This window comes from Coleofasciculus sp. H7-1 (assembly GCF_057473865.1).
On record NZ_JBYCCT010000066.1, the window covers coordinates 241,951 to 266,190 of the forward strand.

Sequence of the window (24,240 nt, forward strand, 5' to 3'; positions counted from 1 at the left end):
GATTCGCTGACGTGGATGGAAAGCTAATGACTCTCCTAGATTTGTCGATCTTATTTCATTTTCACTGGCTAGCGATCGCTGATAGCGCTAATTTAATCACCTTGTTGCAGTTTCCCTTCATGCAACGAGCGATCGCTGGTGGCGTCCTGATGGGACTCCTGGGCGGCTTTCTGGGCAGTTTTGTTACTTTGCGCCAGTTGTCTTTTTTCAGCCACGCCGTTGGTCACGCGGCTTTAGTCGGGCTGGTGATGGGAGTCTTATTACAGCTAAATCCTACCTGGATGCTACTACCCTTTACCGTAATTTTTGGTTTAGCGGTTCTCTACCTGATTGACCAAACTAATCTCGCCAGCGACAACATCCTCAGCATTGTGCTATCCGGTGCCTTAGCAATTGGCGTCATCCTTAGCAGCTTCATCCAGGGCTATCGGGGCAACCTCTTAGGCGCTTTATTTGGCGATATTCTCGCAATTAATAACACCGACTTGGTACTGGTTTTACTATTGCTTGTGGGCAGCAGTATATTTTTACTGTCAACGCTGCGAGAGCAAATATTGTTGACGCTTAACCCCGATGTGGCAAAGGTTCAGGGTGTTCCAGTCCAGCTTTATCGCTACTTATTTGTTGTATTGCTCTCGCTGGCAGTTGCCGTTTCTATCAAAGCTGTGGGCATCTTACTCGTAAATGCCTTTCTGGTGATTCCCGCCTCTACTGCCAAGTTATTGAGTCACCAATTTATCTACTTTCTCTGGCTCTCCGTTTTCTTGGGAGCGATTAGTAGCGTTACCGGAATGATTGTATCCGGTCTTTTCAACTTTGCTTCTGGCCCCAGTATTGTTCTAGTCCAGTTTTTGCTATTTCTAGCCGTTCTCGGCTGGGCAAAGTTGAATCTGCAAGCTAGCTGAGGCAAGGAAGGTTAGCCAGTTGCAGATTAGCCGGTTGAAGGTTAGCCGGTTTATGAGAACTTTCAACTGCTGTAAACCTTCAACCTTCATTTAGCTAGCCACAGTTGCAGCCTTGATGGGAGCAGCCTTGTCCAGATTCGTGACCATTGGCACAAGCTTCGCCGCAGTAGTATTTACCACCTTTTTCCACCGCTTCGCTGATGGAAACAACGCACAGGCATGATTCACAGGCACATTTCATCGAAGTTACGGTAGTCATCGCTTTCTCCTAGTCAAGTCTTGATTCACTATAACATCTGAACAGATATTCAGATATCCCTTCTTTTCAGGAACCGTCACAAAAATAGCGATCGCCCTTGCTGCAACCGGGATCTCTGACAAAAACTAAAAAGATTAACGAATCTGCCACTAGGGGCTTGTCAACACCTTCTAAATTTGTTAAATTAATAAAGCACAAAAAACGTGCGCCGGGATAGCTCAGTTGGTAGAGCAGAGGACTGAAAATCCTCGTGTCCGGAGTTCAAATCTCCGTCCTGGCATTTTCTTGTACATTTGACCGACTAATCGCTGCTGTAGCCTTTGCTGGACTTTAAACCAAGATTTGTAAATGTAACTAATCAGAGTAATTGCAGAGGTATAAAAGCGCCCTGGCTGACCAATATAGCGGGGGTCGGTTTTCAGAGAGTTAGATAACTGCTGGATCATACCAGCAGGGAGTTTACCTTTTTCTCGCCAGGTTTCAAAGTCGGGATGGTTCGCTATTTGGTTGAGGATGTCGTTAATTAAGGGCGTGTTCAATTCAGCCATTAACCGCCAGAGTGCTTGGCATCTGGGTTCTTTGGCAATTAAGCGACACTGAATAGTTATTTGGCTCATAAAAATACCATAACACAAGAAAACATTATGTGTTTAAGATGCCAAAATTATTTTGCATCTTTGTTAGGTATTATGAAAATCTATGGATAATTTCTACACCAGCACAGAAGCAGCGCAAATTACCGGATGTTCTCGGCGGCAATTACAGTATTGGCGAGAGAAAGGGGTAGTTGTGCCAACGGTTAACCCTAGCGGTAAGGGTCGGAATGTTTATTATTCGCAAACAGACTTGTTGGCGCTGACTGTGATGGAATATTTGCTGTCTATGGGTTTGAGTTTTGAGGTTTGCCAGGAAGTGCTGGAAACGCTCAAAGCTAGTGAGTCATGGCTGTTTCAACCGTCTGTCTTAGAAGGGCAGATGAAACGGTTTATGCTGTTATTGGATTTAAAGCGGCAATGTTTGGTAAGTTTTGACAGTGGTTTGGCGTTGGAAACGATTAATCAGGGTTTGCCTGTTGTGCCATTTTGGAGCGATCGCATTCATCAACGTTTACGCGACAATCTCAGCAGTTTTGCTACCGCAGGCGATTGCATAGTTTAATTTTAGACTTTGCTGATAATTGGATAATAATGGTGGCGATCGCCCCCAACTCAAAAAATATCACAATTTTGTCCGCTCCAATGATTTGTTATGCCCCGATCGCTTAACAATTATTTGGGCTTGGCGATCGCCAATAACTTCTGTGGACTTACCAACGAAGCCGACCATTTTTGCTTGCCTAATCTCGGATAGAAACAGACAACCTTAATGGGCGCATCGGTTCGGTATAACGTTCCTGGTCAGCGGCGGCAGATAACCTTCGCATCGTCACCAAGCTCTTCATACCGTCCGCTGCAACACGGTTGTTAGACATCGCGGCGCAACGGAAGCAGTTTTCGGGATTGCTAATCTCTGACTTTAATCCCAGATACTTGGCTCAAAGTGCCTTCTACTCCATAGCCAAAGGGGAGTATGTACATCAATCGGAGATAGATCAGTGCCAACTAAAATTTTTTCCCACGCCTTTGCTACATCAGTACGAACCACATTTTGATCGCCGCAAGACTCAATGACTCCAAGCATAACGCTGGCTTGAATGACATGAGTATCAGGTGCAATAGAAAGACAGGTCTTGTTCTTCAACTTTGCATCTGTGTACTGGGAGATAACGTATAGCCAGTAATTAGCAATCTTATGCCCGCTTAGATAGGGAAATCCCTTTTTGTGCTTGATCTGCACATCGTTGAGAACTAGAGATATATCATAGGAGTTGTCAGCAAGTAGATTTCTTACATCCCCTTGGTAATGATCAGTCAAGGTTCCACAAATGGTTCTCCAGATACTAGGGTGGCGATTGGGCTGGAGGGCAACTTTATGCTTCATTAAAGCAGAGCGCAAAGCATCCTCTGATGTACTGACAACCTTCTCAGGCGAAAAGATGAAGTTCGTTTCTGGATCTTCGTAAGCAGCAACGGCTGACTCCCAAAGTTTATAGGAATTACGCTGGTAATTCAGCGCCATAGGTAAGGTAAAATAATGAAAATTATCTTTTGAAGACTTATCTAGGCTGGGGTTTGAGTCCTCTGGCATCTTTTCTCCACCAAGAATACCTTGAGCATGATAGTCTCGCAATTTTTCCACAGCGGAAAGTATTTCTTCCCGACTTCTTGTTGAAGCATCTTTTTGCTCAAAGATATCTAATTGCATACCCATTTTCACCCCTACTTAGATCCCCTACTTAGATGCAGAACTCTCAAGATGTGTTGAGAAATATTCAGGAAGGAAATCTAAATATTCCTGAATTTCCATACCTGCTTTTTCAGAAAGCCTTATCACCAGAATCAGCAGCAAATCTTGCCAATATTCTGGGATGCCTGATAATTGCGATCTGCTCACCTTCCTTCCACTCTGAATTTGCGTCCGTAGTTCCTCCTCCATTGCCATCAATTTAGAAACCATCTTTAGTGGACTGGTTTCTCTGGGCATCGCTGGAAGAAGATTATAAGGGTCGGAAGTCAATAAATCCTCTTCTGTAATAATTCGTTTCACTAAAGCTTCCTCGTCAAGATAATAGTGAAGAGAGCCGCATACATGATGATACGTACCCAACTCAGCCCCTAATTCTACAGCTAAAACCTCCTGAAGAAACGTAAATGAATATATATCGTATGGCAAAACCATAGCTGCTGATTGGGAGCGCATATAGGTTATCGCGTGGAGTTTTCCATCTCTTTGCAAAAATTGAATAGCGATGGGACATGGAATATCTCTAGAAGATGCTCTGTTGTCAGATGGATAATATACTGATGCAACAGTTCTACGAGAATATGGATCTTTCTTTAGACGTTCAGTAATAGCCTCGATTTGATTCACTCCGTTTGCGTTAAATAATCTTTTGCCGTGGGCACCGTATAAAGTTATTTGATCGTCAGAAAAGTCTCTCCCTCTCTGATTATAAAAGTTGATAAATCTTAGCTCATCAGAGCCAGATATAGTCCAAAGAGAATTTGCAACTGCAAATGACAAATTAATCTTTCTAAGCTTTGAAGATAGAAGTCTATTAGTTGGTGATTCAAGGCTAAAGGAATAGCCTATGATTTCCTTGGTTGGTCTAACTTGACATCCAAAATTTGAACCGACTGACATTGGATCAATTATTGAATCCACATCAGACCCGTATTTTACAATGTCCTGTAAGACCGCTTTGCAAGCTAAATTAAAGCTCAAAAAATGCCTGTTGTTAGTTTCTAGTGACATGAGCTTAGTTAGAGAAATTAGTGAATTTTTACTTCATAACACGGTAATCTAAGCTCTTGGGGAGAAAATCGCTTTCTCAGAGCTTCTCGCCATGCCGTGAGCGCGCAATATTGGTTATTCTCCATAGCGAATTCTTCTGAGCTTTTCATGCGGTAAACTGTAGGAGAATATGGCTTAATTTTTAGAGGAGAAACTCGCAAAGGTAAATTTAGATGTATTTCTTGTAAGCTATCTAGTAGCCTCTCCATCTTCTCTGCCAACGCTGATATATTATTGGACGTAAGAACAAGATACAAATAGAGGTCAAGTCGTGTTTCCAAAAGCCTTTTCAATATTTCTAACTGTCGATAAAAATGTTCTGGTGGAGCTTTTGTGTTGAAGTGAAAGGAGGAGGGATCAAATCCCTTAAGGCATCCAACTCTACCAAAATTTTTATAACTTCTCATTAAATCCCAATCTTCATCTCGGAGTACACGCCAAGCATAATCATTACTAAGATTGTCATCCAGCCATAAATAAGTGGTTTCATGGAGATTTGCATTTATTAATGCTTTCATCATCCACGGTGTCCATTCGGGTGTGAGATCTGGTTGTCCACCACTTAATCGGATCACCTTTGGAATAAAAGCTTCTTTTTTAAGCGAGCTAACTAATGAATCGCAAGTAAAGTACTTAGCCTTTTTAATATCGGCAACTAAGAGTCGATAATCTACGAAGCAGAACCAACAGCGATAGTTACATCCTGCACTTTGGAATACTTGTATTGTACTCGCCTCTTCTCTTGAGATACCTAATTTCCACGCGGCTGGATAGTAAGGTAAAACGATTTCTCCCCAGTTTTCTTCAGGAAGTATAGATTTGTGCCAGATTCGACCATAACCATCACAATTAATATTATGAATATCAGAGGCTTGATCAGAGTCTATTAAATTTGATATTAAGATTGCCGACTCGTCTTTCTTCAATAATATCGAGCGCAGTCTCAATCCAAACTCATCTACATCTATGGATTTAGCATTAGCTGAATTAATCATATTCATGTCTCTCTACTTATTCTCGCTGGGGTCTTTACGGACAACCATCAATTGAAGGATAGGTAAATCGTCTACTCCCAAGCCTAGCTTTTGTGCTGCTTGAGTTAGTGCTGAAGAAATGGGGCGAGGAGAACTTTTTAATCCCCTGCCATGAGCAACTTCAAAAACCTCAAATCGGAAGCCACAAGATTTAACTAAATTCTGTAACTCAACATCTGTATAAGTGAAAGAATGAACCGATACTTCATTGCCTGAAGAATGGACAAATCTGGTGACATTTAGCTCTGAATTATGATTAATACTACGAAGAGCATCTGACCATATCTTTGATGGTGAATTGAATATAAAAGCTCCATCATGTGTGAGAACTCTTGCAATCTCATGGAGAGCTTCAGGAAGAAGAAAAGGATCGGCTAAACTGCAAACTATAATCTTGAATGTTTCATCTGGGAAGGGCAAGTTAAACGCGGAAGCTACAACCTTTATAATTCCTGGATCTGGTTGAATTAACGATAGCATTGTAGAAGATATATCGACTGCTACAACTGCCTTAAATAGTTTTTTCAGCTTAGAGGTTAAGTATCCTGTGCCAGCACCAAGATCAAGCACAATCTGGTCTGGATCTCTATAGGACTCAACGTGATGGTTGAAAAAATCAATACTCAAATCGTGAAAGTTTGCAGTGGTAACTCGTCGATCATCAAAGAATTCGTTGGCTATGAGATCGTAACCTACCTTATTTTGTTCTTCTAATGCAGTAATACAACAGCCCTTTGAGGCTACAATTTTATCTAATAAAGAGGCAATAAAGACAGTCTTCAAAGCCTCTGTAGACATTGAGGATGAAACTCTGAGAACAATGTCGAAGGGATATGCACTTGTATCAAGTGATTCATAAAAAGCCTGATCTTCATGTAGTCGTAGAAGTCGATCGCTACCTAACGAGGAGATCCGACTTTGTGCTCTTGTCCAAAATTTATCTGAATCTTCTGGAAGTATTAAGACTGAAAGTACATCAGGGAGAAGAGCCTTTAGCTTGCCATGATTGCTAGGATGAACCTCTTTTATTGCAATTCCGCCACGTTCAATTATTTCCTGAATTGAACTTCGCGAGATTGAGTAATAGTTTTCATAGATTTTATCGACCGTGACAAATGCCCCGCCATCATTCATTCTCTGAAAGTCATCATGAGAGATATGTTCATACTCCTGACGTGTCTCTCCAAGTCTAGGAGGTCTTGTCGTGTACGAAATCGGACGGTAAAACTCCCTGCTCTCTCTGTCTGATAGGAGGGAATCGATGAAGGTACTCTTGCCAATACCAGTAGGTCCGCCAACAAGAACAATTTTTACCATAACTACTGGAACTTTGGGTAGTCAGACTAGCCGATATAACTCGACACTTTTATTTAGGATGTCTCAGGAAAATAAATCTTGCCTGCACATCACCCACAGTTCATAAATTCTTCATACGTAAGCCCCCGACCGAAAGCGATGTCTAACGTTCGCGCTCACCGGACGTAGATAACCTTTGCAGCTCAACCAACTATATTTGGGCGTTCCGGTGCAGCGCGGTTGTTAGGTTTTGTTGTTTTCCAAGGTTATGACTACACTTCCCTTCTTGTGTCCTTGTTCGACATACCTGTGAGCCTCGGCAGTCTGTTCCAACGGATAACGTCTATCTATGACCGCTTTCATCTTCCCTGCCTCAATTAGCTCTTTGAGGAAGATGAGATCGTCTTTCCGCTCGATCGCTACTCCACCGATCACTTTCTTGTTGCTTGTCATCGAAGTCCATAGCCCTCGAAGTATTGGGGACAGATTTATATGGACAGCCCTGAGATAGATTCCGTGTTGCTTTAGTGATCTTAGACAACCTGAAAACGGACTTTTGCCTATCGTGTCAAAAACAATATCGTAGGTCTTACCGCTTTTGGTAAAGTCCTCTTTGGTGTAATCAATAACCTTGTCGGCTCCTAAAGATTTCACCAATTCCAAATTCGCCGTACTACATACCCCAGTAACTTCTGCCCCAAAGGATTTGGCAAGCTGCACGGCAGCCGTACCTAATGCTCCAGAAGCCCCATAGATCAAGATTTCTTGTCCATTCTGAATATTTCCCTTGTCTCTCAGGAAAAGTAATGAGGTTGTTGCTCCAAAAGGAATGGCGGCGGCTTCCTCATAGGTCATATTGATAGGTTTGATGGCAACTGCTGCTGCTTCAGGTAGACAGATGTACTCAGCGTTAGCACCAAGACTAGTTCCTGCTCCAGCAAAGACCTGATCACCTTCTTTGAATCGTTTTACATTTTTGCCTATTGCTTCAATTTCTCCGGCTAGCTCAGACCCTAGTATCGTGTTTTTTTTAGGTCTTTTGAAACCATAGAAAAACCTTACGGGGAATGGATCAGCCCGTCGTATGCGTACATCCGCTGATGTTACTGTGGTCGCATATATTTTTATCAGTACTTCGTTTTCCCTAGGAGTAGGTTTTTCTACCTCCTTTAGCTGCATAACCTCAGGTGAGCCGTACTCTGTGCAGATAATCGCTTTCATGAATGCTCCTCAAAGATAGCTTTAGTATGGTTCACCACAATCTTCTATCCAATGAGTTTGCGAAACCTAACTATTTATTGTACCGAAACTTTCCGTCTTGTCAACCCCAATGGAACAAAAAGCCGAAACTTTCGGGATAATCACCACATAGAGGATGATAGCTAGAAACATTCCGTATATTCTCCGATGACAACCAGAAACTTTCGGGATAACATACCAGATAGTCATACTATCAAGAAACATTCTGGATCTCATCTTATGGAACAACGTCCCAAAAAACTCCTTGAACAAGTAAGTGATGTCATTCGTCTGAAGCATTACTCTTACAAAACGGAAAAAAGCTACATTAATTGGATTAAACGCTATATTTTATTCCATAATAAACGACATCCTAGAGAAATGGGTGGAAAAGAAATTGAAGAATTTTTAACTTATTTAGCCGTACAAGAAAATGTCGCTGCTTCAACTCAAAATCAGGCTTTAAGTGCTATTTTATTTTTGTATAAGGAAGTTCTCAAACAAGAGTTAGATTTACAGGTTGATGCGGTACGGGCAAAAAGAAGTCGTTATGTACCAACGGTTCTGACCAGAGATGAAGTTCTGGCAATTATTAATCATTTATCAGGAGTTCATCAACTGATTGTTAAATTGCTTTATGGCACTGGGTTACGACAAACAGAATGCTTACAATTACGGATTAAAGATTTAGATTTTGCTCAAAAACAAGTAATTGTTAGAGATGGAAAAGGCATGGAGAGTCGAATCACCATGTTACCGACAAGTTTAGCTGAAGAATTGAAGTTTCATTTAGAGATTGTCAAGCGTTTACATCAACAGGATTTAGACAAAGGTTATGGTTCAGTTTATTTACCTTTTGCCTTAGAAAGAAAATATAAAAATGCAGATCGAGAGTGGGTTTGGCAATTTGTTTTTCCCTCAGATCGCATTTCTCAAGATCCTCGTAGTGGTATTATTCGCCGTCATCATCTTCATGAAAGTGGATTACAAAAAGCTCTTAAACAGGCGGTTAAAATGGCAGGGATTAATAAGCGTGTGAGTTGCCATACTTTTCGTCATAGTTTTGCGACGCAATTATTACAAGATGGCTATGATATCAGAACGGTTCAAGAATTACTGGGACATAAAGATGTTAAAACCACGATGATTTATACTCATGTTTTAAATCTTGGAGGTAGAGGAGTAAAAAGTCCCCTTGATGTCTAAAATCTCAGTTACAATACAAATAGCTTTTCTTGTTGAAAATTTCCCATTCTAGCAAAAGATAATCGACAGCGATCGCATCTCCCATCCTCTCACAATGCAGGCATCTTAAATCTTGCTTCACATTTCGGGCATTTGGCTAAAAGCTTAAGCTGATGGCGATGGCTTACGCCTCGGCTATCGCCTACGCACTTCCAAACAGACTTAAACTGCCACTCAATCCGATGACAAGGGGACTCAGCATAACAAGCACCACATAATCTAATCGGTTCACACTTCATCCCCTCCCCCATTGGCGGCAGCATTTCCCAAAACCTCCCAACCTCAACCCCTACCACCTCCGCGGAAGGTGAATTGCTCACCACAAAGGTCAAATGCTTGCACGCGGGGAGCTTCAGCCAGTTTTTGCTCCCCGGTTTAGCTGAACACCTACCCATCCGCGCATTCGGCAAAAAAGATGGTTTCATCCCGTGGCTGTTCTCCACCAATCCGTTCTACTTTTCGTTGGCAACAGCCACAGAGAAAGTAAAAGCGGATGCTATCAGTATCGGGTTTAATCAGCTTGTTCAAGCGCGATCGCAACTTGGCATACTGAGTATCTGTCAGCTCACACTCAAATACGCTTAACTGCATCCACTGCCCATAAGATTTGAGAATGGAGTGGATTTTAGTGCGACGCTTGTCCTCTGGAATATCGTAACTGACAACAACATACATAGTGCAGACAAGATTGGAAAGCGCTTACTTCAGAACTAAAGGCGGATATTTTTCGATTTCGCCCATCAGGTACTTCGCCAGCAGTCGCGCTTGAATTTCAAAGGATTCCTGATAAGTGCATTGCTTTTTCATGACTGGATGCGTGAATTTAAATTGTTTCTTTTGTTCGTACAATCGCAAAAATTTATGCAGCCCTTCTTTGGTCAGAGAAACAGCCCCAGAGAGTGGTTCCGCAGTAAAATCATCTTTTGTGAGCGATCGCTTATTCAGTGCTGATAGCACAATGGCATCCACCACTAAAGGACGAAACTCTTCCATCAAATCCAAAGCCAGTGAAGGGCGACCATAACGCTCAACGTGCAGGTAGCCTAGATAAGGGTCAAATCCTACTATGTTCGTTGCACTCTGAATGTCGTGGCGGAGCAAAGAGTAGCCAAAGCTAAGGATTGCATTAACCGGGTCAGTCGGAGGGCGGCGGCGTCTGGCTTCAAACTGAAATTCTGACCCTTTGATCAAATGGTCAAAGCAACCAAAATAGGCAGCACTTCCTGCACCTTCCAAGCCTCGAAGAGAATCGATTTTGATAGTTTTATCAATGGGAGCGATCGCTTGCTCTAATCGAGTAATATTTGATTGCAAATCAAGTTGAGAACATTCCCGTTCTCGACGCAACAGGTTAATCCGGTAGTTTTTCAATTTGCCGCGTACAAATCCCCGCACTAGATGCACCGCCTGTTCCGTCTCGCCAGCAGCTTTCCACTGGGCTTTTCTTACAAAGATATTTTTGCTCATTTCAGGCTCCAATCTACCCAAATAGCGTCCAGTACCCGTTAAAAAAGTCAGAGGAATGTGCCGAGAAAGCAGTTCCATAACAACAGCAGGAGAGACAGTAGCACGCCCCAAAACAACGATGCCATCTACTTTAATCAGCGGTACATCCAAAATAGTTTCTTTCCCAGCTTTGACGATGAGACGTTCGTCTGTTTTTCCGATAAAAGCTTCGTCTTGTGTCACATAAACTGTTCCCATTTGTCCTCCTTAAATCGTGAAGAGTTATCCAATACTTTGACAATTCCCCTAGCCCCTTTTCAAAAAGGGGAATAAGAGCAAAAACGCAGTTTCTCTTGTCCCCCTTCAAAAGGGGGTTGGGGGGATCTCCAATTGAAACTTAGCTAGTTAGCTTCTTGATAACGCCCTACTTTGTCAGCAGCTTGGGGCAAACATTGGGAGTAAAGGCTGCATCCTTTACAACGTGGGCTGTAAACAGCTTTTGGCATCAGTCCAGTAGCTAGCAAATTTTGGACGGATTGAATAGTAGCGATCGCGCTTTCTCGTAATTCGGCAGTTATTTCAACTTTTGTGCGTTGGTGCGAGTGGGCGTAGTAGATATAGCCAGTAGTAATCGTTTGTCCTGTCATCTCTTCCAGACATAATGCTTGGGCGCAGACTTGCAATTCATCGTTATCCCACTCGCCTGTATGTCCCCGTTTGTATTCGACTGGATACAGTTCTCCATCAGTAGCTTCAATTAAGTCTGATTTCCCAATCAATTTGCATCTTTCCGATTTCAGCCAGATTGCCCGAACTTGCCAAGTTTCTTCTCGATGTCCTTCTCCAACGGTATGCACTCTTTGATGCAAATCCGTGCCTTCAATTGTGTAGCTATTGTCTGCGAATTCACCTGCACAAAACATCCGCCAGCACCTGTGTGGACAATAAGCATATTGATTCAAGGCGGCGATGGAAATGTAGTCAGTATCGTTCATATATTTTGCAACCAAAGCTATTAGTTGTCTGAGTTATTTTTAGAAAGTGTATGGGCGAGTAAAATCGGTCTCTAGAATTCTTGTTAAGGCTTGATATGCAGTCGCCGCACCATACCCATACCCATTGGTGTCTTACGTCCCACACCGCTGTAGAGAGCAAAATCAGCCAAGGTGTTGATGTTCTTGATTACTTCAGGTGAAACATCCCCCAGAATGCGATAGCTGATTTCTCCGGTCAAGCCAATGAATTTACTGCGGGAGTCTGCCACAATTTCCGTGTGGATGTTGAAAAAACTGGGAAAAATTGATTCTATTGAAAAGTGGGACAACTCAATGCCGCTGTATTTGTTCCACCGATTGAGAAGGCTATTAAACACACACTCTCTAGTAGGGAGGGCAGTATCGTATTCTCCCTGGCGGAAGGCGGTAGGGGTGACAAAGCTGAAGGTAATTAGGCGATCGCTATCCGATGCCTGCTCGTATAATTGAGCGTAGCTGCTGGCATTTGCCCAAGGCTGAGTAGATTGGGGAGTGCCGAGAATACTGGTGATATGCAAATCCGCTGAACCCAGATGCCAAGGATGCTGAGGATTAAGATTCAGCCACAACTGGGTAAGTTTGCTAAATAAAGTGTCATCCAGTAGGGAGATGCGCCACCAACAAATCGTACCCGCAAGTATTGCTGTTTTGTGTTCCCATTGCAAAGTAGAGTCTTGCAGTCCAACCCGTTTAATTTGTCGGCTACTTTGCAAGGGACTAAGGGTGAAGGCTTTGTCAGCACCGGATTTATGGAGAGAGTTTCCCAATTCCTGATCTACGGAACTGACAAGTGTGAGAAACAGGGCGTGTAAATGCCTTCCTGTCAGAAATTGCGCTGGAATTGGTGACTGGGGAAGTAGGTTAAGGACTAGACTGTGGGGCATCTCTACCTCTATATAAGGATTTCATGCAGTTCAATTTCCGGCTCAACTCCTGAAGCGATATTGCATACAGGCTGGGATTTCCATCTGACCAAATTTGTAGTATTGCCCTCGAATTCTGACGTTTTGAATTAGGCTAACCGGGGGCATATTAACTACGTCGTAGCTAATTACTCGATGGGAAAACATCACATCTAAAGGATTGAGAGGATGGGCGAAGATGAATTCTTTTTCGGCAGATGAACTATTTACCTCTTGAGTTTCTACAATTGCTACTTCCGCCTTACTCATCCACTTACCCAGGCGAATCCATTTAGATAGTTTCAGTGGTTTTTTAGAAATCATGAAAAACTCGAATTTGCTTTCAGGAGCAATTTCTTTGGCTCTACCAAAACTGGGGATATTCTTCTGGGTTTTTTCCATTTCAACGTGGTAGTTGTTATTCGCATACTTCCAGGTGTTGAGAGTGGAGGAATGAGAGAGCGATCGCGCTGGCGTCACATAAATTTCCTGTTCGTTTAAAGGCGTTAAATGTTCCTCGTATTTTGGTACTTGTTCCGGGCAAAAGTAGCGATAGGAATGTTCTTCGGGAACAGTGGTCGCGTAAATTTCACTATCTACTAAACCCAGGGCATAGCAGAGGGCGTAATTGTGAATTACTGCCTCTGTTTCATAGAGTCTTCCAATTTCACGAGTTGCATAGTACATACTGTCATGCAACTCTAGCTGGCACCGATAAATCAAAGGCATGGCTACTACTTTCTACCTGCTTTTTCTGACTTGGTTTTATCAGTTTCAGGCTTTTGCTTGATGTGCTTTTTGTTGTAATTTTTAGCTTCTTTATGAGCTTGCTGTAAAATCTGCTTGAGACTCTCTTCATTACCTGTAAGAGATTTAATTTCAGCTAACAGAGAAGTAAAGCGATCGCTCACAAAATCTTCATGCACAATAAACTCCTCGCTCATTAAAGTTGCGATCGCGCTTGTAGCAGCTATTTTTACCTCATCCTCATCCAGTGGATCGTGGGAACTTAGTTTATTTTCAGCTTGCAGGTTGTCATAAATTGCCTGCGTCCATCTGAGATTACTGGTAATTTCACCATCTGCGAATATCACACCGATTAACTCATTCCTAACTCTACCTGTGCGGGTAGTTTGAGCGCCATAATGTCGGGTTCTGAGAATGTTATTAAATACATACAGAAAACCTGCTTCAGTCGGATCTTTCAGCGTCACAATGCTTGGAAAGAATACTTGAGGCTTAATATGATCTTGCTGATTAATCCGGCTAGTAATCTCTCCTGGTTTAGAACCATCTTCCCCTTTCGATGCCATTGTCCCATTTTCAAAAGGTGCATTGAGAGTGAAAGTTTCGTGAGATTCGTCAAAAGCTGTGATGGAAAATGCAGTATCAACAACAACTTTCGATTTCTCCGAGCCAGAATCGCCGATCGCAAACCCATAAATAATACAGTCAGGATTATCCATTGCAAACTTAACGTTGTATTCACATTCCTCAGCCGTTATCAATCCATAGTTTCGCAGCAACTCGCGACCAACTAAACGTTCTGGGGTAGATTGCTTGCGCTTGAACATCGTTAGACGGCTAATTGCCGCATGGTTTTCTGGTGTAATTCCTGCCCTTACTCGTGCCTTGTTTAACTCTCCATCTGTTTGAAATAATGGGTAAGACTCAGTAATTCGGACAGTGAGAAAGTGAACGTATTTCCCCATTGGTTTGTAGGGAATTTCAGCGTGAAAGAACTTCTGGTCGATTGATTTGAGTATTGATTCAACTAATGCCATGATCGAATCTCCTAAATACGAGTGTTTGAAAAATTAAGCAATAAGAGCCTGAACAAGAATCCGCATGAGATGGTCTAAATCGTCGGGAACGCGATAGCTATCAAGTCCTTGATCAAGATGTTTATTAGTGCGATCTAGTTGAGCAAATTCCCAAATTTTGCCAGTAGTAACTGAACCAATCAGGCGAGTCTGTTGTTGATTTTCTTGCCATTTATCTAAGGCAATTAATTCCGCAAAAAGTTGAGTCATTCCATAATCTAAATCCTCCTTTTTAGCTTCAATTACTAAGAGGGTATTGCGATTTTTTATCAGATAATCGAAGTAACCTTGTAATTGCTCATTGACTTTAATTTGATACTCAATTCTAACTTCAGATTTAGTATAGTGAACTAATTCTAAAATTATCGGAGAAACTAATACTTCTCTGCGACTTGTCTCGTTAGCCAAATCAAAGTACGGAAGAATTTCATCAAGTCGTTCTTGCAGTTCTTTTAATCGATCTAGATTCTCCTGATATTGGGGTAAATTCAGCCGTTTTCGAGTAAATGTATAGCCAAATTCTCCAGCAAAATCTTGAGGGGAAATATTCATCTCAAAATATTTGCTAAAAGTATAAGACTGAGTAGGATCGAGAATAGTCATAATCTAGTTTTCCTCAGTTTCGATTTCGGTAATTTCCTCGGATTCATGTTGATGAATATTTTGACGTTCTTTGTCATCTTCAAGACGATAAAGAAACTCACAAGTATCTCGAATTAAGTTGATTTGACGCCCTGCTAGACGAGCGCGATCGCCTGCAAAAGATTTCTCAAATACCTCCACAACAAAGTACTGAGCAAACTCTAAAATTGCCTGTCGTTCTTCTTCCCGATTCTTGAATATCCAACGTCCTTCGGCTGTGGACGCATGAACCCGATCCATTAGCTTGAACACTTCAGCCGCCACCATATGAACCATTACTTCACCTTGAAAACTTAAATCAGCTTCAAGAATAGTTTTGGCAGCAATATCAATAGGTTTTAATACTGCATTTGCTTTAGGATTGTATCGCTTATTTGCTCGATAGAATTTGCGATAAAGTTCCGTTAGCTTTTTGGGATGATTGAGATTTGATTCTTCTCCCACGATTAATTCCTCCGAATTTGGATCGTATTTAGTGTAAGGGTCAAAGCAGGGGTAAAAGTGGTAAGCATAAAGCTTAATTTTCTCAATTCGTGCATTTTCAATTCCCTGATTGCGAACCCATCGATTTAGGTAGCTGAATACATAGAGTGGACTGGTTTCAAAATCCTTTGATAGTTCAGTAAATCTACCCCAGTTGGAGTCATAGCCGGACTTACCCTGTCTAGCATTGACATCTAAATGTATAGCGTAAGCGGCAGTTAAGACGTTGAGTGGTGCGGGATAAGAGTTACCATTCTCCGTCCAACCTTCAAGGATATAGTCAAGACGGAAGCGATCGCGCTTCAGCAACACCCGAAAAGCTTGTGGCGCACTATCCAAAAATACGCTTTCCTCAAACTCAGCCCCATCATTAAACGGTGGAATCGGCGACTCAGAAACCACTGTTTTGACATCCAGAATCATCGGGAAAGCAAATGCTAACCAAGTAGGCATTACCCAAGACTCGGTATCAGTGCCATCGCGTCCAGGAGGTAGCGCCATGAAGTAAAATGTCAAGGGCTGGTCTTCTGGATAGGAAAGTTTAAAGGTTCGGTCTTTCCCTGGTTCGATATCTTCGTTAATAAGGAAAGCGTCTACACTTTGATAGCGATCGCGTTCTAAATTTGCCTGCAAGTCCTTACTAACAAAGTGATTACGGATGCTGGTATCAAAGCGAGTTTGAGCAATTCCATTGTATGCCTTTTGCAGAAATTTATTAGTCTCTGGCGTGAAGTAATAAGTGGGATAGAAATAAAGATAGCGATACTTCCCATCCTCAAACTTTTTACCCACAGCTTGAGTTTGATTCATCAAAATTTGTCGTAGCATCATTTCAATGCCTGCAATACTAGAAATATTTCGTTTAGCGTTAGAACCTCCCAACATTTGCTTATTGGTGTAAACCTGGGGAGTGAATAAAACTGCTGACTCCATCTGCTCAGTTACTGTATAAGCAGAATGAGAAATAGAACAAATTAATTGCCGTCCTCGACTGGATTTTTTTGCAGCATTGTAGTTTGTCAGTTCCTTCAGAAAGATTTCAGCTTGATCGGTGGCTGATTGATTGAACGTATTACCTGGAAGAATAATTACGCGATCGCACCAATCTTTTAGATCTTTCCATTCATCAAACAATTCATACTGAGTGATGATTGGTTCAATGACCTCTATCCATCGATTAACAAGATTTTGAGAAATCTCACGAACATCTTCCTGTCCCGGATTCCGTTTAAGGTATTGCGCTGCAATGTAATACCAGTCATAAGCAATACCTCCGGTATCTTTTAGTTGCTGAAGTGCTATGATTGCAGGCTTATGCTCAAACAGCTCAAGAAAGTCAACAGCTATTTCAGTAAGATTGATAGTTGGGATTGGAGGTAGTTCTTTGTTCTTTTTGAGTACAGTTTTAACCTTATCAAGGTATTCCTTCCAAAACTTTCCAGTGATTAAAGCTCCTAGCTCTGCCAAGTGATCAATACGAACATCTTCTGCAAAATCTATATCAATGTTCTTATCTAGAGTACTCCTGCGCTGAAACTGAGCCAAGTTAGTAGCTTTATCTGCTGCCTTACTCGTCTTGATTTTGCTAGACACTGCATCAACGGCAAATAGCATTAAACCTTTAACGTCGAAGAAGAGGTTGTAGTAGTCAGCGTATTTTATGCCAATATTTCCACGACTAAATCCAACTTTTCGAGCTAAAAGTTGATTAGCACATAGTTTTTTGATGCTAACAACTACGCGATTGGGTAAACCATTTGGAGCAACAGGTGGCGCATCTCTGTGAGCGAGATAGATGACTCCTGTAGGCAGATACAAGAGTGGTTCGTAGTAAGCTTTATCTTCAGTATTGAGGCTTGTATGTGCCTGCATCACGGCATTGTTGACTACATTAGTAAGTACGCCTCGGTTCTCAGCAATGCTATGGTAAGTAAATTTTAGTTGTCCATCACTCAGGCTATGAATTAACTCATTTAGTCTTGTATTTTCAGCATCCTGGGGATGTTTGATGATAGAGGCTAGGGAATCGGCTAGACAGGTTAAATCTGAAAGACTACGGAGAGTGCGATCGCGTAATTTTGGATTTAGTCCAAACTCCGAAAAATTCCAGTTCGTATCCCACCGTCGTTGAGCATTATAAGCCACACAAAGCAAATCATCTATATACTCTTTGTAGGCTTCTGAATCATCAGGATTGAGGAAGCGATCCAAACCTAGCTGACGGACTTTTTCATCAATAATTTGACGATGCTGTTCTAATGGTAACTTGCGGCAATCAGCAGGCATATCTGGGAACTTTTCAAAGTCATGGAGAATAAACCCAGCTATTACGATTCGCCTTTCTCGTTCTCTCACCACCCGCTGCACAGTAGTATTTAATTTTTCCAACCGTTGCTCAATTAAATTAGCTGGAAATAGTCCATTGAGTAAATGAGTATTGAGCGATTGATCGCCAGCATTGTCCCGTCGAACTCTATCTTTTCCTTCCGCTTCATTCTTGCGATCGAGTTCATCAAAAAACTTACCACCTTTTGCAGTAACGCCAATTGCGATTCGTAACAGATTAGGTAATACATACTCTGCAAAGTCACTCATCACCTGATCATTAGGATTTTGAGTCTGAATTGCCTCCCGTAGTAGCTTGAGTGTCAGTAACTCACGCGCTTGGGGTTCGATAGTGCGATCTGAGGGTTCAAATTCAGACTCTGAATCATCAGCTTGCAACCAGTTATCTTCTGAGTCATCAGATTGCTCAGAGTTTAAATAATTCTCACTATCAAATAGATTTAATTGTTCATCTTTTTTTCTAGAAGCCATGGGTTTTCTCTTTATTTCTTATTTAATGCTTATTTTTCTGTAGGCTCAAGTAAGCGATACCGTTCGATATATTCCAGAGCAAGGAGACGGATATAGTCCAGAAGCTCAAAGAACTGCTTGATTTTGGGATATTCATCCCCTGACTGGTGATACCAGTTCACAATGCAATCGACATCGAATATACTCAACTGGTGCAAGTGGTTAATTGCTTCTTGAGGTTTTTGACGTATGTAGCCGTAATCAGCAATCTGGCTAACGTATCCAGAGATATAAGTTGAAAGAAGTTCTAGCTGGCTCCAAACAGTATGTTTTTCCTCCGATTCCTTCTCGGCTTCCCACAGCTTGCGACGTTCATCTTTCATGGCTTTTTCGTAAGCAAACAAACGATTTTTAAGCTCGGATAGTCGATTACGCTCAAAGATTTCAGCTTCGCCTTGCTTAATATTCATAACCCTCCGTTAGTATGTTTTTTAATTATTGAAACCGTAAGTGACAGTTTTGCCCTCTGGCGTTTCAATAAGGTATTCTCCGGTGCTTCTAATCTCCCATCTGACTGTACCCACTTCACTAGAACCCAAGCGCGGAATTCTGACTGCTTTAGATTTGTCAAATCTTGATGCGTTCCGCAGATAGTCCAAGGGTTCGTAATTTTTTCTGAAAGAGTGGTCGAGGAGGCTGGCTGCAACATCTGCATAGGTAGCTGGACTCCATTGTTTCATCAGTTCTTGCATTTCATCGATCTCGCCTTGCGTTCTTCCCTCAAATAGTCGTCGTTCGGATGGTGACAGATTCAGTTCATAGACTTCCTTTATTTGACTGGAGAGTTCTTCAAGTTCAGTCTCGGCTTCCATCAGCAGGTTTTCGCGATCCAAGCCTACGAAAGGGTTTGCTTCAGCATTAACTTCCATCTCAGCTACTCGCCTATATTTTTCTGATAGCGCACTTAAGCGGTTTGCCAAATCTGTATTTTCTGGCTTTTCTAAAAATGCTCCATAAATTTCACGAACTTGGTCTATGAGTTCCTGGTCTTCCGATTCGTTGGGCATCTTTAATGAAGTAGCTTCACCCCTAAAACTCCACTGGTAAGAATTCAACTCGCTCGTGACCGACTAACCGACGCGCATAGACCAAACAAGCTTGCACATCTTCCTGTTCTAACCAGGGATAACCCTCCAGCAGAGTCTGGACGTTATCACCCGCCGCCAGCATTCCTAAAATATGCTCAACCGCCAGCCGACGACCCCGAATAATTGGCTTACCGCTAAAGATTTTGAGGTTGACTGTAATCCTCTCTAATAGTTTTTGCTCGTTCATTGTTGACCTCTGAAATGTTTTGGTGTTTTGACGTTGGAGTAAAGGAGAGGGAAGCTTTAGTAGAGTTAGCTGCTTTAGGTTTGTTCTTTGGTTGGAGCTTAACCAGCCTGTGCTATCAAGTTTTGCTTTTAGCAAATGGGGGTTAAGATTGCCTACGCCTGAACTTAATGCCGCAAGCTGCTCAAGAGCTTCCCTCCCTTGTAAGGGACTCTCTGGTTAGCCAGAGAAATCCCCACAGGAGCTATGAGATGCGTTATGCTGCCAGCATCCGATATTCAAATCGGTTGTGGGCAACCTTCCGCTTCTCAATTGAGTAGCCCTTCTTGCGAGCTTCAAACACTGTGTGTCCGAAGCGCCAGCTAACCTGGTTAGCTAGCTCATCGCTCGAATGCCACTGACCGTCTTTTAGGACTACAATTAATCGCTCAAGATTGGTCAATTTGACAAGCATAGTTATTTATCACCTCCTTTTAGAATTTTTCTCAAACAAATCCCTCAGCCCAAATGCTTATCATTTCTGGGCTTCAGCGATTTGCTTAATCTGAAGGTACTTAAAGCGATAGCTCATGTCAAGCAAAATTAAAGCACTGACTTATTCAACAATCCATAAGCGTTGACTTATTCAACCCTCTCATGACATCCTTGACAAAGAACATCTCATTTCACGGGTTGCAGGAATCTCAAATCCCTATCAGGGATTGAAAGGAATAAGTCTGCGCTTATTGCCGTAAGCTTCCCTGCTAAACTAACCCCTAATCCCTATCAGGGATTGAAACTATCCAGCAATCCATATTTCACCTCCTTTACTTTTGAACGAGTAAGCAAGCGTATCTAGTAGTAAAGCTGACTGGCTGAAAGCAATAGAATAAGGTGCAGTTGCATCATGAAAACTGTATTGATCGCTGATTGGGTAAATTGCAAAGTGCATGGGGAGGCGCAAGCGCGATCGCACCTCTGCCACCGGATGACGCAGCACATAACTGACTAAAGCTTGCTTTCTCAACCGCTTGTTGATTTCACTAATCCAATAGTTGTCAGGTTGCCAAACCTCGATACCAGTCAAAACCTGAACCTTCCAAGAAGAAGCTATCGCATCCAACTTGCCTGAATAAGTAAACCGCCAGTTCAGCCGTTCTTCCCGATATGTCCGTAACTTCATGAAGGCGAGACAGTGTGCAAATCGCCCTTTGGGAATGGGTTGTCCGATGCGTTCAGCAGTTTGGAGAAGCGATCGCATAAACTCCTCTTTAGTCATCACTTCGATTTCCAAATTACTCAAAATCCCTGGTAAATCATAAGTTTTAAACTTATCTACCTGATTTGATTCTGTGAGATCGTAAATGCCGCACTGAAGAGGACTAGACCCTCGAAAACTTGCTGCATCCTCAGCAATAGGATTTCCCTTATCCTTACCTGAGAGTTGCTGCCACTCTTTTTCCCATGCCATGCTACGACCAAAAACCTTTTTCAGGCTAATATTAAATACTTGTTCGCAAGCCGTTTGAAATGCCTTTTGACTGCCTTCATATTGCTGCTTAATTGTTTTATGTCCTAGCTGTCGGCAAAGCCGCATTGACTGAACTGCACCCCAGCGAGAGTAATATCCTTCAAAATCGTTGATTCTGCGGTAGTTCTCACGAATTTGGTTGTGAAAGAAGGAACGGTCATAAATGCCAGTTGCTTCTAGAACTGGAGAATCACCTAGAAACAATTTTTCTACTATAAAATTGGGTACGAGTGCATAAGCTATGAAAGTTTTAAAAGCAATCTTTTGTCCATTCTGTTCGTAGCCATCATGCCGTCCCAGTCTTCCTAGACGCTGAATGAAACTACCTGAATCTGCTGATTCAAAGATTAAGAAATTAATCTTGAAGTCAACCCCAACATCAATTGTGCTAGTACCGAGAACCAAATCTGCTAAAAGCGATCGCTCTTTTTCCTCCTTCCCAGATAAACCTGTATTTTCCCCAACCACTAACCCATGAGGATGCAACAATTCTCGAAAGAATGATGTAAGGCGCTTCACCGTTGCAATTGAGTTGAGAATGATTGCTCCTTTGCTCCCTGGATACTGCTGAAAGTGACCAAAGATTAAGTCGCTATTTTCTTTCAACCAAGTTTCAGAAGCCTTATTGCTGGGTTCCAGAGAGATAAACTGAAGAGAAATTTCTCGTGATACCTGTCGCCATCCTTGTCCATTCAGTTGCTGACACTGAGCCTCTGTATCTGGAAACTGATACTTGTTCTCTTCAATGGGGTTAATCTCCTTACATCGAAAACCAGATAACTTGAGTCGATCTATTAGTTGTTTATTCGGAGTTGCTGACAGGAAGAGAAATTTCTTTTGACGATTAGTATTCTTGATTAACAGCATTGTGTTAATCACACTAGCAATTTGTGGAGCCTGGAAAACATGGAATTCATCAAATATGAATAAATCAAAATACTTGTCAATTCGGCTCCAGAGCTTATCAGGACTATCATCACGAATTAGATATGCACCTCGATACAAGTAGTGAAAGATGTCAGGATTAGTCAATAAAATTTCAGCTTGACCTGTGCGAGTAGCAATTGCTGCTGCTTTTTTTAGCCCTTCATTTTCTGCATAAATCTCTAACTCTTGCCCACTGAGTCGAACAACACGCGGCTTAATTTTAAGCTGAAATTTTTCAATATAGTCCTGAATTTGCGTTTCCTGGTCGCGGGCAAGTTCATTAGTTGGATATAGTCCAATTGCCAAAAAGTCTGTTACTAGCGTCTCTAGATAAGCTGCCAAGCTTTTCCCGTCGCCCGTCATTGCGGTGTTGAAGATGACATCGACGTTGGGGTTGCGGATTGCCTCCAACGTTGCGGTTTGATGCCAGGAAAGCGACCAACCATCTGGTAGCTTTACGCCCTTTGGTGTTTCTGAGGCGGGACAAGAATAAACAGGTTTCAGGGTGATGCGATAATCGGACTTGTCCATATTTAGTGTCCGTGACTTGCTTGTTGCTTTTCATCATGGCACTCAAAATAGAGATTGGCAAGATACATACGAATAGAAGTATACGGACACTTTTAATGAGTCGAAAAGGTCAGTCTATTACCCTCTCAGTTTCCGATCGCGACAAAGCAGAGTTAGAAGCGATCGCCCACGAACTTGGCATGATGTGGGGAGAACGTCCCAACATCTCCAAGCTGGTAGAAGCGATCGCGCGTCGCCAGCTAATCATCGGTCGTAACCATGATTGGTCAGAAACACGCATTAGAGCGCTAGATCGGTCTATCCGGGCTTTAACCGACATCGGACAGATTGAACAAGCCCAAATCATTGCGGAGTTGCTTCTCGAACGCAGCGAACTCTCATTGCCCTTAAGAGCAGAAATAGAACGTTTTTTAGCGAACCTGCCCCCGCCTTGGCGTTTGGAGATTGACCGCTACATCCTCCGCCAGCAACCCTTTCAGCTTTCTTACCAAGATGCTGCGGGTCGCTTGTGGAACTTTACTGTCCGCCATGCCAAAGTCACTCCTCACGAAAAGCGACAATATCTCGATTGCTGGTGCGAGGAGACAGAAGGAAACCAGGATGTATCGGAACTCGTTCACAACTGGTGTTTGCGTTTAGACCGTATCCAAGAAGCGGCAGTGATACCTGTTGAGGGTGAGTGGCTTCCTAATCTGGATCGGATAGAAGTGGAAATGCACTTAACGGGTGGCTTGGCTTTTGCTTATCAAGCTAAACCTGAAGATATTGCTAATGATTGGTTAGCAGATGGCCAGCGAGTACGGCGAGTAGTTAGGCGAGTGTCTGCTACCTTCTGGTTTATCCGAGAAGTCATGCAGTATGCACCAGATTGTATAGTGGTGTCGCCGGAAAACGTGCGATCGCGCCTGACAGACAAAATAAAATCCCTCTGCCGTCAGTACAATCTGGAAATTCGGGATTAGTGCCAGCAAGAGAATTAAAAATTAAAAATGCAAAATTAAAAATTGAATAATTTCCTTTTTTAATTTTTAATTTTTAATTTTTATTGGGATGCTCCCAACTACAACTCGATATTATAATTTCTCTTTAGTTTTCAAAACCTCTATGTAAGCGATGGGAAGAACCAGAGGCCAGAAAACTGTTGCGACCACCAAAGTGATAAAAGATGAAAATCTTTCTTCTGTATTCCAACTGCGATCGCGCTTAAAGAATTCTAGCCAGATGGTAAATAAAGTAGTCGCTATCAGCAGGTAAATCACTTCTATACAGATCATAAGTGTATCTAGAGTCCTTTATTTCTCTCTATTGAGCATTCCCGTGCCAGAGATCGGCAATTTCTATTGCTTAACAAAACTTAACGCAAAGGGATTTTCTCAGACTAACAGCCTGTTATGACAACAGTATGAGCAAGTTGTGCCTAAAGTTTGTAATACGAACATCTAG

Annotated in this window: 25 protein-coding genes, 1 tRNA gene and 1 pseudogene; 5 read left to right on the forward strand and 22 right to left on the reverse strand. The window is 42.2% G+C overall.

What is annotated here, in order from left to right; genetic code table 11:
- Nucleotides 1-26: 26 nt before the first annotated feature.
- Nucleotides 27-905, forward strand: coding sequence for a metal ABC transporter permease (locus AC2VDX_RS17650; RefSeq protein WP_378183869.1), 879 nt, complete (start codon nucleotides 27-29; stop codon nucleotides 903-905).
- A 94-nt stretch (nucleotides 906-999) separates the two neighbouring features.
- On the opposite strand, the gene AC2VDX_RS17655 is transcribed toward AC2VDX_RS17650, so the two are convergent.
- Nucleotides 1,000-1,164 carry a metallothionein gene (locus tag AC2VDX_RS17655; RefSeq protein ID WP_378183871.1) on the reverse strand — a complete coding sequence of 55 codons (165 nt, stop codon included), beginning with the start codon at nucleotides 1,162-1,164 and terminating at the stop codon, nucleotides 1,000-1,002.
- A 207-nt stretch (nucleotides 1,165-1,371) separates the two neighbouring features.
- On the opposite strand from AC2VDX_RS17655, the gene AC2VDX_RS17660 reads away from it, so the two are divergent.
- Nucleotides 1,372-1,444 (forward strand) — tRNA-Phe (locus tag AC2VDX_RS17660).
- Nucleotides 1,445-1,457: 13 nt separating this feature from the next.
- On the opposite strand, the pseudogene cas12k reads toward AC2VDX_RS17660, so the two are convergent.
- A pseudogene (gene cas12k, locus AC2VDX_RS17665) lies at nucleotides 1,458-1,781 on the reverse strand (type V CRISPR-associated protein Cas12k); the annotation flags it as partial.
- 82 nt (nucleotides 1,782-1,863) lie between these two features.
- Between cas12k and AC2VDX_RS17670 the strand changes: the two are divergent.
- Complete coding sequence (locus tag AC2VDX_RS17670) at nucleotides 1,864-2,322, forward strand: MerR family transcriptional regulator (protein ID WP_378183873.1); 459 nt, start codon at nucleotides 1,864-1,866, stop codon at nucleotides 2,320-2,322.
- A gap of 178 nt (nucleotides 2,323-2,500) precedes the next feature.
- Here AC2VDX_RS17670 and AC2VDX_RS17675 read toward each other — a convergent pair whose 3' ends face one another.
- From AC2VDX_RS17675 to AC2VDX_RS17700, 6 genes are all read right to left on the reverse strand, one after another.
- On the reverse strand, nucleotides 2,501-2,635 hold the full coding sequence (locus AC2VDX_RS17675) for a hypothetical protein (RefSeq protein WP_378183875.1): 135 nt from the start codon (nucleotides 2,633-2,635) through the stop codon (nucleotides 2,501-2,503).
- 44 nt (nucleotides 2,636-2,679) lie between these two features.
- Nucleotides 2,680-3,480: a hypothetical protein gene (locus AC2VDX_RS17680; RefSeq protein WP_486928214.1), complete on the reverse strand. Its 801-nt coding sequence runs from the start codon at nucleotides 3,478-3,480 to the stop codon at nucleotides 2,680-2,682.
- A 15-nt stretch (nucleotides 3,481-3,495) separates the two neighbouring features.
- Nucleotides 3,496-4,518 (reverse strand): thymidylate synthase, encoded by a 1,023-nt coding sequence (locus tag AC2VDX_RS17685; protein WP_378183879.1) that lies wholly within the window; start codon nucleotides 4,516-4,518, stop codon nucleotides 3,496-3,498.
- A 17-nt stretch (nucleotides 4,519-4,535) separates the two neighbouring features.
- Entirely contained in the window at nucleotides 4,536-5,552 is a 1,017-nt protein-coding gene (locus AC2VDX_RS17690; RefSeq protein ID WP_378183881.1) for a radical SAM protein, read from the reverse strand.
- A gap of 12 nt (nucleotides 5,553-5,564) precedes the next feature.
- Entirely contained in the window at nucleotides 5,565-6,908 is a 1,344-nt protein-coding gene (locus AC2VDX_RS17695; RefSeq protein ID WP_378183883.1) for a methyltransferase domain-containing protein, read from the reverse strand.
- A gap of 222 nt (nucleotides 6,909-7,130) precedes the next feature.
- The gene (locus tag AC2VDX_RS17700; RefSeq protein ID WP_378183885.1) at nucleotides 7,131-8,108 is read right to left on the reverse strand and encodes an NAD(P)-dependent alcohol dehydrogenase; all 978 of its coding nucleotides are present in this window, start codon (nucleotides 8,106-8,108) and stop codon (nucleotides 7,131-7,133) included.
- 258 nt (nucleotides 8,109-8,366) lie between these two features.
- On the opposite strand from AC2VDX_RS17700, the gene AC2VDX_RS17705 reads away from it, so the two are divergent.
- Complete coding sequence (locus AC2VDX_RS17705; RefSeq protein WP_378183887.1) at nucleotides 8,367-9,332, forward strand: integron integrase; 966 nt, start codon at nucleotides 8,367-8,369, stop codon at nucleotides 9,330-9,332.
- A gap of 426 nt (nucleotides 9,333-9,758) precedes the next feature.
- Here the strand turns inward: AC2VDX_RS17705 and cas2 are convergent, their stop codons facing one another.
- The 13 genes from cas2 to cas3 all read right to left on the reverse strand — a co-directional run bounded on the left by cas2 (nucleotide 9,759) and on the right by cas3 (nucleotide 22,797).
- Nucleotides 9,759-10,046 carry a CRISPR-associated endonuclease Cas2 gene (gene cas2 / locus AC2VDX_RS17710; RefSeq protein WP_378183889.1) on the reverse strand — a complete coding sequence of 96 codons (288 nt, stop codon included), beginning with the start codon at nucleotides 10,044-10,046 and terminating at the stop codon, nucleotides 9,759-9,761.
- 24 nt (nucleotides 10,047-10,070) lie between these two features.
- Nucleotides 10,071-11,075 (reverse strand): type I-D CRISPR-associated endonuclease Cas1d, encoded by a 1,005-nt coding sequence (cas1d, locus tag AC2VDX_RS17715; protein WP_378183891.1) that lies wholly within the window; start codon nucleotides 11,073-11,075, stop codon nucleotides 10,071-10,073.
- A gap of 143 nt (nucleotides 11,076-11,218) precedes the next feature.
- Nucleotides 11,219-11,812, reverse strand: coding sequence for a CRISPR-associated protein Cas4 (cas4, locus tag AC2VDX_RS17720; RefSeq protein WP_378183893.1), 594 nt, complete (start codon nucleotides 11,810-11,812; stop codon nucleotides 11,219-11,221).
- 83 nt (nucleotides 11,813-11,895) lie between these two features.
- Nucleotides 11,896-12,735, reverse strand: a complete 840-nt coding sequence (cas6, locus tag AC2VDX_RS17725; RefSeq protein ID WP_378183895.1) for a CRISPR-associated endoribonuclease Cas6 — start codon at nucleotides 12,733-12,735, stop codon at nucleotides 11,896-11,898.
- Nucleotides 12,736-12,777: 42 nt separating this feature from the next.
- Nucleotides 12,778-13,482 carry a type I-D CRISPR-associated protein Cas5/Csc1 gene (gene cas5d, locus AC2VDX_RS17730; RefSeq protein WP_378183897.1) on the reverse strand — a complete coding sequence of 235 codons (705 nt, stop codon included), beginning with the start codon at nucleotides 13,480-13,482 and terminating at the stop codon, nucleotides 12,778-12,780.
- A gap of 5 nt (nucleotides 13,483-13,487) precedes the next feature.
- On the reverse strand, nucleotides 13,488-14,537 hold the full coding sequence (cas7d, locus tag AC2VDX_RS17735) for a type I-D CRISPR-associated protein Cas7/Csc2 (protein ID WP_378183899.1): 1,050 nt from the start codon (nucleotides 14,535-14,537) through the stop codon (nucleotides 13,488-13,490).
- Nucleotides 14,538-14,570: 33 nt separating this feature from the next.
- Nucleotides 14,571-15,179 (reverse strand): hypothetical protein, encoded by a 609-nt coding sequence (locus tag AC2VDX_RS17740; protein WP_378183901.1) that lies wholly within the window; start codon nucleotides 15,177-15,179, stop codon nucleotides 14,571-14,573.
- Nucleotides 15,180-15,182: 3 nt separating this feature from the next.
- The gene (gene cas10d, locus AC2VDX_RS17745) at nucleotides 15,183-18,518 is read right to left on the reverse strand and encodes a type I-D CRISPR-associated protein Cas10d/Csc3 (RefSeq protein WP_378183903.1); all 3,336 of its coding nucleotides are present in this window, start codon (nucleotides 18,516-18,518) and stop codon (nucleotides 15,183-15,185) included.
- A 29-nt stretch (nucleotides 18,519-18,547) separates the two neighbouring features.
- Nucleotides 18,548-18,967, reverse strand: coding sequence for a hypothetical protein (locus tag AC2VDX_RS17750; protein ID WP_378183905.1), 420 nt, complete (start codon nucleotides 18,965-18,967; stop codon nucleotides 18,548-18,550).
- A 21-nt stretch (nucleotides 18,968-18,988) separates the two neighbouring features.
- Nucleotides 18,989-19,564 (reverse strand): hypothetical protein, encoded by a 576-nt coding sequence (locus AC2VDX_RS17755; protein WP_378183907.1) that lies wholly within the window; start codon nucleotides 19,562-19,564, stop codon nucleotides 18,989-18,991.
- A 22-nt stretch (nucleotides 19,565-19,586) separates the two neighbouring features.
- Nucleotides 19,587-19,832 (reverse strand): DUF433 domain-containing protein, encoded by a 246-nt coding sequence (locus tag AC2VDX_RS17760; RefSeq protein ID WP_378183909.1) that lies wholly within the window; start codon nucleotides 19,830-19,832, stop codon nucleotides 19,587-19,589.
- 253 nt (nucleotides 19,833-20,085) lie between these two features.
- Complete coding sequence (locus AC2VDX_RS17765; RefSeq protein ID WP_378183911.1) at nucleotides 20,086-20,283, reverse strand: hypothetical protein; 198 nt, start codon at nucleotides 20,281-20,283, stop codon at nucleotides 20,086-20,088.
- A gap of 324 nt (nucleotides 20,284-20,607) precedes the next feature.
- On the reverse strand, nucleotides 20,608-22,797 hold the full coding sequence (cas3, locus tag AC2VDX_RS17770) for a type I-D CRISPR-associated helicase Cas3' (RefSeq protein WP_378183913.1): 2,190 nt from the start codon (nucleotides 22,795-22,797) through the stop codon (nucleotides 20,608-20,610).
- Between the two features lie 95 nt (nucleotides 22,798-22,892).
- On the opposite strand from cas3, the gene AC2VDX_RS17775 reads away from it, so the two are divergent.
- Nucleotides 22,893-23,759, forward strand: a complete 867-nt coding sequence (locus AC2VDX_RS17775) for a WCX domain-containing protein (RefSeq protein WP_378183915.1) — start codon at nucleotides 22,893-22,895, stop codon at nucleotides 23,757-23,759.
- A gap of 111 nt (nucleotides 23,760-23,870) precedes the next feature.
- Here AC2VDX_RS17775 and AC2VDX_RS17780 read toward each other — a convergent pair whose 3' ends face one another.
- Nucleotides 23,871-24,071 (reverse strand): hypothetical protein, encoded by a 201-nt coding sequence (locus AC2VDX_RS17780; protein ID WP_378183917.1) that lies wholly within the window; start codon nucleotides 24,069-24,071, stop codon nucleotides 23,871-23,873.
- Nucleotides 24,072-24,240: the final 169 nt, after the last annotated feature.